This window comes from Rania fehmarnensis (genome assembly GCF_056494185.1).
The window spans coordinates 8,257,675-8,270,240 of sequence record NZ_CM151398.1; the positions used below are offsets into that span (position 1 = coordinate 8,257,675).

At 54.3% G+C, this 12,566-nt stretch carries 2 protein-coding genes; one reads left to right on the top strand and one right to left on the bottom strand.

The features are described 5' to 3' along the window. Positions 1 to 315: 315 nt before the first annotated feature. Complete coding sequence (locus SH573x_RS27955; protein WP_479351351.1) at positions 316 to 876, top strand: Uma2 family endonuclease; 561 nt, start codon at positions 316 to 318, stop codon at positions 874 to 876. On the opposite strand, the gene SH573x_RS27960 is transcribed toward SH573x_RS27955, so the two are convergent. Continuing rightward, positions 807 to 12,539 (bottom strand): dockerin type I domain-containing protein, encoded by an 11,733-nt coding sequence (locus tag SH573x_RS27960; protein ID WP_479351352.1) that lies wholly within the window; start codon positions 12,537 to 12,539, stop codon positions 807 to 809. The two genes, SH573x_RS27955 and SH573x_RS27960, sit on opposite strands and share 70 nt — an antisense overlap. Between the last annotated feature and the right edge of the window lie 27 nt (positions 12,540 to 12,566).

Sequence of the window (12,566 nt, forward strand, 5' to 3'; positions counted from 1 at the left end):
GGGTTCGGCACAGCCGCGGGGGCGACTCGGTAAGGCAATTCGGTAGGGCGGCATGGGGCTAGGCTGCCAGCCGACTGCAAGTTCATTATAGCTGGTCCACGGATACCGTTGAAATGCCTTTGGAATTCGTGACTTCCGTTGGCTAGATCAAAGCTCATAGCCCTCTCCACTCACGGCCTGGCTATTCGCCTCAGTTTTCGTTACGACAAGGCACCGGCTTTCTCTGCTCCCCGGGTAAGAGCGATCAACTGACACGTGCTGGTGCTCGCGTCTACAATGCGGAGGGCATAAGAGGAGTTTTAGGGTTATTAAACTATGAGTTCAATCGCCAGATTGAGTGGAGACGATTTCGACCGCATGGTCCAGCGAGGAGCGTTTGTGGACCTCGAACCGCTGAAGGTGGAATTGATTTACGGAGAACTTCGATTCATGAATCCAGCAGGGCCGGTTCATGAGGGAGAGATCGAATATCTGGTCAATTGGTCGTACTCGAACACCGAGCGGCAAGCGATTTCGATTCGGGTTCACAGCTGTATAAACTGCGGTGACCATCGCCCGGAACCGGATCTGGTGTGGGCGCGCAAGATGCCGTCAAAGCGAATTCGCCCCACGCAGGAAGATATCCTGCTAGTAATAGAGGTGGCCGATAGTAGTCTGGAACAAGATCTGGTAGAGAAAGCCAAGTTATATGCCGAACATGGCATACGGGAGTACTGGGTCGTGGATATCCAGTCCGAGCAAGTTCACGTTCACCGAACTCCCGATAACGGGCGCTATCAATCGATTCACCCCTTCGGCAAAACGTGCTACATCAGCCCCACGTGCCAACCGGACGCAAAACTATCGTTGGCCGAGTTGTTCGATCTCGATTCATGAGCGTGCTGTTCTGAACCTTCACCTGTGGCAGCTGAATTTAGCTCGTTGATGACCAACAGCGCATCGAGTGGGGAGAGAAAACCGTCGCCCGAAGTGTCGATTAAGGCAAAGTTCGCGGACAGAGGAAACATCGGTGGTTCCAATCTTCGGCTGCCAAGCGTGTTGAGCTCGTTGATGATCAGGAGGGCATCGATGGCTGTGATAAATTCGTCAGCGTTCACATCCAAGGCAATGATCTGGTTTTGATACTTGGGCAAATGGATACTCAGGCCAATGGCAACGACCAAGTGAAGCAGACCATCCAGCTGCCGGTCCAGATCACCGCGACCGCCGTCTTGCACTTGGATACTGGCTAATCGGTCGCTGATGAAACTGCTGCCGGTCGATCCATCCTCTGTAAAGTAATACCAGTGCGGCGAAGCCTCTTTGGCCGTCGGCTCATAAACCAGACTTGTATCTAAAAGCGTTCCGAAAGCGTGAACTTCGACCGGGACATTCTCACCGATCGTCGCTCCAGAGATACGAACATCGACTCCGCCCATAAAGGCATCCACAAACTCCGGTGGCGGCGTGCCGTCCCAGGCCCGCATGCTTAACGTTTTACCCGGAGCAACCGAAAAAGTGAGTACATGGCCCGATTCGGGATCGACCATTGAACTCACATTAGCCTGTGTGCTGTCGGCGATACCATCTGAATTTCCGTCACCATTGTTCGGAGCCTGCGACTCCTCTGCATCGGCGATCCCGTCGCCATCGCTGTCCAGCAGTCCAATGCGATCAAAGGGAGACATACCAACGAACTGGTCGATACCCACCTCGCCTACGTAACTGTCATCAGCCGAACTACCGATCAAGACATCTGCCCCGTCTTCGCCATGCAATTGATCACCCTCGCCTCCCTGTCTCACGACTGCGTCTACGGTGTATTTGTAGAGAAACAGTTCATACTGCCCAGTGTCGAGATCTGTGGCGACGCCGTCCGCATATGTATCGACCATCACATAGTACGTTCCGGTCGCTGGCACCCGTATATCCAACAGCAGCGAGTCGCGATTGGTTATGCCATCGTCGTTGTAAGCATCCTGCCCGTAGTAGTCGACGAAGTCTCCATTCTCGTCCATCAGACCGATAACGGAATCGATATCATCGACAATCCTCTGACGGATCGATTGGCTGAGCAACTCAAGCGTGATGGTTTCACCTTCAGTTGCTTCGAAGGCATAGTAGTCATTCTCGCTCCTGTCACCATCGAGATTGATTCTTCCGACGACGTTGAACGCCTCGACTTGCAACTGGCCTCCGTAGTTGAAGCTGTCTGCCGGCAGGAGGTTGGGAACTGTCAAAGCGGGTAGGCTTCCCAATTGACGGACCTGACCGCTGAAACTGCTCGGTGCAGAGTCAACCAGTGGCAACTCCTGTTCATGCACCGAGTGCCCGGCATTGGCAAACGCCAGCTTGACAATAGAACGTTCACCGAAATAAGTTCCGCTCAAGGTGTCGACAACTCGACTGCCCACCGATGAAGGGGACGCCATTACTTGCCGGGCCGTTTCAAAGGCGTCGTCCGGACCAGTAAAGGTCGGTCGCATAAAGTCGTAGTGATACGCAATCGAAATCGATGATTGACTCGTCGGCTGCAACCATTCGATAGTCAGCTCACCGGTCGAGCCGTTGAGTGCCCCACTACGTACCCGAGGGTTAAGGGAATCGGTATGCGTGAATTGCAGATTTCCCAAACTGTCAACAGCGAAGCTGGCTACTGGCGAGCTACCTATAGAGACTGTTCCCGAAGGAGCCTGGAAATCGTTCGTTGATTCATTGCCCAGCTGGGTCGATGGTTGAAGCAGCACGGGGATCTTCCTCAACTGGTAGGTTGAGATTAAATCATTTGCCGGCGCCGTCGAAGTGGATGCAATGACTTCTCGAGTTACAAAGCTACGTGAGATGATGCCTGCGAATACGCCATTGCCAATGGGACCGAAAGCGTCGTGATGTTGCAATCCGAGCAAATGTCCCAGCTCATGCGCCACCAGCGTCGTCGTCATCTCCACGTAGTTCGAACTAGTTGCCGAAGGTTGATCACGTCCACCCAGGAAATCTCGCACATTGATCGAGGCGCTGGAACCTGGATTGAAATTGCGCCAATCCAACTCGCGGGCCACACCTGCCACTAGCACCTCATTGTTATCCCTCGCGCCGGCATTGATCAGGATTGTGGAAAATCTACCGACGGCCGGTCGATTCTGGGTGAACGTGATATTGAACTCCTTGGAGTACAACTGTTCGAGTTTGTCTTCGATGAGATTGCGTTCCGTCACGCTATAGAACTTCTCTCCCGGCCCGGTGGCTGAATCGAAATCCAGATAGACGCGCTGCGGGAAACCGGCTTGAATCACATCCGCATTCTCTCGGCCGAAAAGTGTATCGACATCTCCCGCACCCTCCAGGATGTTGCGCTGGGCGTTGCCGACAATCGTGTCCGCGAAACTAGTACCGCGCGCGTTCTCGAACACACCGGTCAGCGTGATGGCATTGCCGAGACTGTCCACGATTTGTGGAGTGGATAGTCCCAGATTCAGCGAGATGGCTGGACTGGCGGCCCCGAAATCAAGTGTATCGATACCCTGCTCATCCATTAACTCGTCATCGCCGCCTGGGATCTGCAAGTAGGTATCGTTGCCTTGTGCACCGTCGACTCGGTCGTTGCCTGAACCGCCATCGAGAATATCGTCGCCTGCACCAGCGATGAGAACATCGTTGCCGGAACCTCCGAAGAGAACATCGGCCCGAGCCGTTCCAATCAATTGATCATCGCCGGCCAAGCCCAGCAGAATCACGCTGCCCGCAAAAGCCGATGCATCAAGTACATTAGCCCCTGCGCCACCAGCGAAAGTGACCGATTCGATATCGAACAAGTTCTCGGGTGGCAACGCACCGATCGTGAGAGTTGTCGGCGAAATCGACATGTCATTGTCGCTCGTTTCCACCAGTCGATCATGGCCACTACCACCTTCGAACAGATCCGTACCCTCACCACCGCTCAGTTCATCGTCGCCCGCCCCGGCGAAGAGTATGTCGTTGCCCTCGTTACCGCGCAAGGTGTCTTTACCCGCGCCTCCGATGAGCAGGTCGTCGCCGGACCCACCGGTCAGCTGATCATCGCCAGCGGCACCGTTGAGACGATCGTGGCCATCGAAAGTTGTCGGCAGATCGTCGCCACCAAAAATGATGTCATCGCCGTCATTGCCCAGCAACAGGTCGTCGCCCACACCACCGATCAACAAGTCGTCGCCCGCGCCACCATGCAGATCATCATTGCCGGCGCCACCATCGAGCGTATCATCGCCATCGCCGTCGTTTTCGCTAAACTGATCGAAGGACAAAGCAATTTCATCACCACCAAAAATGATGTCATCGCCATCATCGCCCAGCAACGTATCCTCACCAGCACCACCGATCAACAGGTCATCGCCTTGGCCTCCGTACAATTCATCGTCGCCTGCACCGCCATCGAGCGTGTCCGGGCCATCAAAAGAGATCGCGATCTCATCGCCCCCAAAGATGATATCATCGCCGTCTTCTCCCCATAACGAATCCGAATCGGCACCGCCCAGCAGCAGATCATCGCCTGCACCCCCATGCAGTTCGTCATCTCCCGCGCCGCCGCTCAAGATATCGTCGCCATCTGAATCGAACTCGCTTAACTCTTCGAAAGATAAAGCGATCTCATCACCGCCGAAGATTACATCGTCGCCATCGTCGCCCAGCAGCGTGTCGTCATCGGGACCACCTACCAACAGGTCATCTCCCGCACCACCATGCAACTCATCATCGCCCGCACCGCCATCGAGCGTATCATCACCGTCAAATGACAAGGCCAGCTCATCGCCACCAAAAATGATGTCATCGCCATCATTGCCTAGCAGAACGTCATCGTCGGCACCACCCACTAGAAAATCTTCACCTGCTCCACCGAACAGCTCGTCATCGCCCGCGCCACCGTACAACATATCGTCGCCATCAAACGATAGCGAGAATTCATCACCGCCAAACAGTGTATCGTCCCCCCCATTCCCGACGAGCACATCGTCGCCTAGTCCTCCCGCAATCCAGTTATCGAACGTGTTGCCGGTCAGCGCATCGATATACGCACTACCGAACATGTTCTCAAAATCACCGCGAATCGTAACCGTGTGTTGGTCGATGACGGCCGCATCAGGATTGACGGTCTGAGCAAACTCTCGGGCCCCCAGATCAAAGGTGATTCCAAAATAGGCAAATCGGTAATCAATCGTGTCGATACCAACTCCGAAGCCACCCTCGATCAGCACGTCATCACTGCCAGGCACTACGATGTAGCGATCGTTACCGCTGCCTCCTTCAGCGATGTCATTGCCCAGTCCGCCGTCCAAAACATCATTGCCAGCGTTGCCAACCAGCGTGTCGTTACCCGTATCACCAGCATATCCCAGCGGGTAGTCACCTCGATTGTTACCAATGAGATAGTCGTTTCCTCCTCCGCCGGTGAGCACATCGTTGCCGGTGCCGCCAATCAATTCGACCGGCACACTCGTGACGGCCGCAGCATTCAAGGTGTCGTCGCCCTCGATACCATAGACGATTACTTTCTGAATACCGACTGCGGGATTGGTGAGCGTGATCGTATCGGCGCCCGAAGTGCCTACGCGTACCAGGATACCGTAGCTGGTTGCCAGTGAATCGTCATCGGTCACTGTCAAGTTGAGCGTGAAATCGCCAGAGCCGCTGGCCACAGTAACGGTTGCTCCGGTGTCGGATCCGACAATCGTTGCACCGGTGATAACCCATTGATAAACAAAGTTATCTTTCGCGCTCGCATCGTTGACTAGAGCCCGTAGAACATACTCGCCTGCCACCGTACTGGATTCGCTTACTACTTCGACAACAGGAGCCAGGTTATTGACCGTGACTTCAACCGTGGCTTGACCTTGCGATGGCAAACCAGCGATGGCCGGAATGCTTTGCGAGTCTAACGAAGTAGCCAGACCCGTCGATAGTTCCAATCGAACTAGTCCACCGGCATCGTCGGATATCATGACTGAACTGCGCCCGATCAGTTGCAAGCGACCATTGCCATCCAAAGCCGGCAGTGAACCCACACAGCCCAGCGATAGACCGGTAGCCAGATCGTAACGCTCGACCGATGTTGTTGCCGACTGCGTTGTCAGCACGAGCAATTCACCTTCGCGATTGAAAGCTATATCCTCTAGCCCAGCGGCATTTAGGACTGTTCGCTGAAACGCGCCGGTTACTCTGTCGTAGCGCAGCACCGCATTGGTGCCTCGGCTAACGATCACGAGTTCACCAGTTGCTGAGAAGGCCATGCCGCGTGCATCGCTCAGTCCACCGCTGCCCGCATCGACGAAGACACTGAGAAACTCACCGGTTCGTCCATCGAATTTCAGGACACGGTTATTAACTGCATCCAGGTAATACAAATTACCGTCTGGACCAAATGCCAGGTCCGTTGCCTTGGTAGTGCCTTGAGTGCCAGCCGGGGTGAAGGTCTGCAAGAGTTCGCCAGTAACGCCGCTGAAGCGGAGTACCGGGTTGGCGGATGCATTGGCTGATGATGCATAAACATCGCCGCTTGGGCCTACGACAATCGCGGACCAAGAGTCCGACGTGCCGGCAGTCACTAAGTCACCCAGGTTCTGTGACGTTGTGCCATCAAATCGCGTGATGGATCCTGCAGCCAAGCCGGCCAGCAAGATGGTTGTGTCATCTTGCAAGCGAACCTGAATCGCCTTCACATCAGAACTCGTTGTCGTCGGATCATCATCTTCGTAAGTATGCGTTACGGAAAAGCTGCGCGATCCGGCTGGCAGTGGAATACGTTCTGGGTAAGAGCCATCCTTCCAGTCGATCACTAACGTATGTGTGTCTCGAACTCCAGTATCCAAGAACTCGCCTGAGATCGTTACCGAACCGCCCTCGCTGATCGCGGCCACGGAGCGACTAAGCGTTGTAATCTGTGGAGCAAAATTGCTCACGATCACCGTGGCACTCGCCGTATCGCGATTGCCCGATTCGTCGGTCACTCGTAACGATATCGTGTAACTTGCTTCGCTATCGAGAACGAAAGCCGGCTGAGCGGATCGGCTGGTCGCGATGATTGCATCGCCGCGCTTCACAGTCCACTGGTAGTCAAAACGAATGGAGTCTGGATCAATAATCGATGCCGACAAGTTTAATGTAACGCCTTCGTTGACAACTCCAGAGGGAAGACCAAGGATGCTGATGTCGGGTATGCCTTTTTGGTCATGCAGCGCCAGGTAGCCCGCAGTCGATAGTGGGTTGGAGGGCATGAACGAACTGGTCGTTACCAGGTCGGTCAAGTCGAAATCAACTGTGCCGCGAAAGGCTCCGATCGCGCCGACGATCCCGGCGCTAGTGACATCGACGCCTGTTCCAAATGAAAAGGCATCGAGTTGATTGCCAAATTGACCAGCCCATAAGAATTGGCCTTGGTCGTCCAGCTTGCTTAGATAGGCTTCCGAAGTTAACTCATCGCTGGTCGAGAGCACAAAGCTTTCATCTTGAGGATCGAAGTCGACGCGATCATGAAAGCGGCCTGTCAAATAGAGATTGCCGACGTCATCGACGGCCAGGTCCGCCAGATCTTCATCGCGATAGCCGCCGAAGGAGCGAGCCCACTGGAATTCGCCTTGCGGTCCTAGCTTGACGACATACGCATCTTGATCGCCACCGCTGTGCAAGTTGAAGGCGGTACTTGGGTCGTTATCGAAGTCGACGGAGAGTTCGAACGCGCCACCAGCGATGATATTGCCCGCTGGATCAATGACCACAGAAGTGGCTGAGTCATTGCCATCACCGCCGAAGGATCGAACGACTTCAGAGACATAGCTGTTGTTATCGGCGGTTAGCTTGAGCAGGAACGCATCGCTACTGGACTGTCCTGGACCGCTGGGTGCCGTCAAGGTAGCCAGGCCCGTGGTCGTACCAGCAAAGTCACCCACGATCCATATCTGACCTGAACTAGAAATCGCGACATCGTTGCCATGATCATCGGCCGTTCCACCCAATCGCGCCGCGCGCAGGACGCCGGTGCCGGGTGCAACTTCCATGACAAAAACATCCGAGCCACCGGCCGAAGCCAGCGTTAATGCCGGGGCGGTCAGCGTACCGCTAAAGTCACCCACCACAATTGCGCGGCCGTCGTCGGTTAAAGCCACGCGTCTGCCCAAGCCATTTGTACCGGTTGGCAGCTCCACTAGTGCAAGTGCTTGTCCGAGGTTATCCGCCTGGAGCAAGAAGCCTTGTTCAGCTGTGCCGCTGATCGAAATGGCATCGAGCGTCAAGCTGTTCCCGAAGCCGCCAGTGATCCACAAGCGATCATCGCTGGCAACCAGTGGATCGGCATCATCGATCGCGATACCCCAAGCCGTAGTCGCGCCGGCTCCATCCAAACCTCGCACCCATAGCAGTCCGCCTGTGGGATCAAACGCTGCCATGTATCCATCTTGACCAGTGGAGGTGAGTGGTTCACCAGTGGTCGTATGCTCTCGATCGAAGTCGACTGTGCCCTCGAAGCTGCCGACGACATACGAGTTGCCAAAGCGATCGAAGACGATTTGAGAAGGTGACAAGGTCGCATCGTTGCCCGCGCTGGTCGTCGCGGCTACGAATTCCAGCGGCGGAACGATTTGAGCCAGCAGGGTAAGTCCTGATGAATCATAGGCTTCGGTCAGCTTGCGCCCCGTCCCGCCGGGATACGGAAAGTCATGTACTGCAAAGCGACCAATGATGCCCGCCGAGTCGAGCACTCGAAATGCATCACCTGGCGCCGGTTCAAAATCATTGAGCAACTCCGCCCGCACGCGGCCGTCGAGCCTCGCTACACCAGTAACTCGCAAGCGATCGAACTCAACCGGATCATCGCTCTGCCTGCCCGCTAGTTCGATCAGCAATGTACCAGCCGCGGCTTGCGTGTAATCGCCAAAGACCGTCAGCACCCCAGGTGAACTGCCAGGCGCGACTGTCCCCGATTCATTAGTCACATCCGTGCGCACATCACCCGAGCCACCCAGCGTGCCACCAGTAATCGTCACTCCCACCGGCGAAGTCAGCGTCCCATCCACAATCGCCCGCCCCGCCACCTGCGCGAGTCCGACATCAGACAACGTGAGAGTGCTCTGCGTATCGACGATGATTGAACCATGATTGGACAAAGCGAGCATTTGCGTGCGGTTGTGACCACCTGATAAATGTAGCGTACCAGTGTTGGTGTTCAAACCATCCAGCGCATTGATTGCAGTACCAGTACGAATAAGCGGCGAAGCGCCATCAAGCCGAATGTTGGCCGCGTTGTTAGTGATGGGCGTGTTAGCAGGAAACTGAATTACACCTCCGCTAAATACTTCCCAGGTACCATCGACGAGCGAACTATCGGTGTAGTTGGTCGGACGATTGGTCGACGTGATTGACTTGCCGCTCAGTGCGCGAAACGTTCCGAGATTCGTCCAGTTGGTACTGTCGAGTTGCAACGTGCCACCTGCCGATTCGACCAAGCCGTCAGGTTCGTTGATGAGGTTGCCACCAAGAATGGTCAGGGTATTGGCACTTGAGTGCCGAATCATTCCTTGGTTAAACCAGTCTCCTCGGATAGTTGCAGAATTAGTTGTTTGGACAGTGACGGCCGCTTCAATTGTCACACCGGGATGATTCTGAGATTGGGCTAATTGTCCGTTCAATAGAATAGTGCCGCTACTTGTCGTACTAACTTTCTGCGCAGCTGTGCTCTCAAATCTTAGGTCTCCTCCATTCGTGTTGATCGTACCATTTAGAACCAGATCACCAAGAACTCTGAGGGTGCTCACGACAGAGGCATTACCATTGAGTACAACGCCGCTGATGATTCCTTTGTCAGACTCCAATATTCCACCATTGATCGTCTCTACGGTACCACCGTTGATTCTGCCAATATCAACCGCACTGACCAACCGCACCGTGCCTAGTCCGCCCGTCGCCGTGTTGCCGTCAATAACGAATTTTGAGCCCGAATTGTTAAGGGTACCAATAATGTTGAGGCTACCGCCCGTGCGATTGATAGTGCCGATGTTTTCAGTCGTGAAGACCCCACCAAGGTTTAAGGTCCCACCCAATACAATTGCACCATCGTTGTCCCAAGTACTATCTAAAGACCCGCAACAGGCGGTTCGCGCCACATTAAGTGTTGCGCCAGCGTTTACCCGCCAAATACCCTCATTACGGTGTGTCGATGTCGTTGGACCAATTAGGTCAAGTCGAGCACCTTCGACGTTATAAACACCTCGATTGACAAAGCTGCCCGAAATCGAGCCATTGGACCCGGTAACCGCAACGGTGATTCCATTGCCAAAAGTAACGGGAGCGTTGACCGACTTTTCGAGTCCTCCATTCAATGAGATAGTTCCAGTGCTTGTTGTGCTAACGCTTTGCGAGATCGTATCATCAAACGCTATGCGTCCTCCGTTTGTGTTGAGTGTTCCATTGAGAACTAGATCCCCAAGAACGTGTAGCCCTGGCCTCAGGGAGGAAGTAACGACGGTGGCTGTACCGTTCAGCACAACATTATTCAAGAAACCCTGATCCGATTGCAGGACAGCACCGTTCGTTGTTTCTACAGTACCACCACGAATTCCACCACCAAACAAACGCACGGTTCCCAGTCCACCGATGACCGTGTCGCCATCAACTACGAATGTCTCCCCGGTGTTATTAAGTGTTCCGGTAATGTTGATGCTGCCATCTGTGCGAATGACTGTGCCAAGGTTGGCGCGCGTAAATGTTCCGCCCAGGTTTAACGTCGCGTTCGAGACGATAATCGAACCGTCGTTGTCCCAAGAATTGGTGAATGGTACCCCTGAAGTGCGCGCTAAGTTAAGTGTCGCACCACCAGTAACCTGCCAAACTCCTTCATTGCGGTGGGTCACCACAGCTTGGCCAACTAAGTCGAGCGACCGAGCGCCATCGACGCTATACACGCCTCGATTGACAAAGCTGCCCGAAATCGAGCCATTGGACCCGGTAACCGCAACTGTGATTCCATTGCCAATAGTCACGGGAGCGTTGACCGACTTTTCGAGTCCTCCATTCAATGAGATAGTTCCAGTGCTTGTCGTGCTAACACTTTGCGAGATCGCATCATCAAACGCTATGCGTCCTCCGTTTGTATTGAGTGTTCCATTGAGAACTAGATCCCCAAGAATTCGTAACCCTCGGACATTGCCTCCCGCAACGACAGTGGCTGTACCGTTCAGCACAACATTGTTCAAGAAACCCTGATCCGATTGCAGGACAGCACCGTTCGTTGTCTCTACTGTCCCACCACTAATTCCACCACCAAACAAACGCACCGTTCCCAGTCCACCGGTGGCCGTGTCACCATCAACTACAAATGTCTCTCCGGTGTTGTTGAGTGTTCCGGTAATGTTGATGCTGCCACCTGTGCGAATGACTGTGCCAAGATCGGCGCGGGTGAAAGTTCCCAACAGATTCAAAGTGCCGTCCGAGACGATAATCGTGCCATCGTTGTCCCAAGAATTCAGATTATTCGACAATTTCAACGTCGCGCCACCAGTAACCTGCCAAACACCTTCATTGCGGTGAGTCACCGCAGCTTGGCCAACTAAGTCGAGCGACCGAGCGCCATCGACGCTATACACGCCTCGATTGACAAAGCTGCCCGAAATCGAGCCATTGGACCCGGTAACCGCAACGGTGATTCCATTGCCAATAGTAACGGGAGCGTTGACCGACTTTTCGAGTCCTCCATTCAATGAGATAGTTCCAGTGCTTGTCGTGCTAACACTTTGCGAGATCGCATCATCAAACGCTATGCGTCCTCCGTTTGTGTTGAGTGTTCCATTGAGAACGAGATCGCCAAGAATTCGTAACCCTCGGACATTGCCTCCCACAACGACAGTGGCTGTACCGTTCAGCACAACATTGTTCAAGAAACCCTGATCCGATTGCAGGACAGCACCGTTCGTTGTCTCTACTGTCCCACCACTAATTCCACCACCAAACAAACGCACCGTTCCCAGTCCACCGGTGGCCGTGTCACCATCAACTACAAATGTCTCTCCGGTGTTATTGAGTGTGCCTAAAATGTTGATGTTGCCTGCGGTGGGTGTGGCTCGTTGGATGGAACCAAATCCTAGCGTCGTAAAATTGCCTCCTAGATTCAACGTACCCGAGTTCAACACAATCGTCGAAGTATTCACCCAAGATGAATTGAGCTGAACAGTACCGCCAGCGACGGTCACGTTGCCAGGACCGTTCACGTTGCCGCTAATGGTCAGCGTGTTCGCCGATACAGAAATACTTTCGGCCGATGTGACGCTTTTGGCCGTGGCAGCTGCACTGCTGACGATCGTTTGATCGACCACCCCGGCGGCTCCCAGATCGGGAATGATCACATCATCGCTGGCAGTAGGCCGAGCGTCGCCGCTCCAGTTGGCAGCGTCGTTCCAGTTGAACGTTTCGGCGCCACCGTCCCAGGTGACGGTGGCTAGGACTCGACGAGCCTCGAGCGACTCGATGATCAACTGGCGTTTTCTCGCTTGGCTTCGCGAGCTTTTGGCCCCGCGCGACCACCTGGTGTTGCGTGAAAGGTGCATGGGAATTTCTACTATGTTTCTTGGTGT

Bases quoted from the DNA above. Each gene is read 5' to 3' on its own strand.
- SH573x_RS27955 (WP_479351351.1), top strand. From the start codon at position 316: ATGAGTTCAATCGCCAGATTGAGTGGAGACGATTTCGACCGCATGGTC.
- SH573x_RS27960 (WP_479351352.1), bottom strand. From the start codon at position 12,539: ATGCACCTTTCACGCAACACCAGGTGGTCGCGCGGGGCCAAAAGCTCG.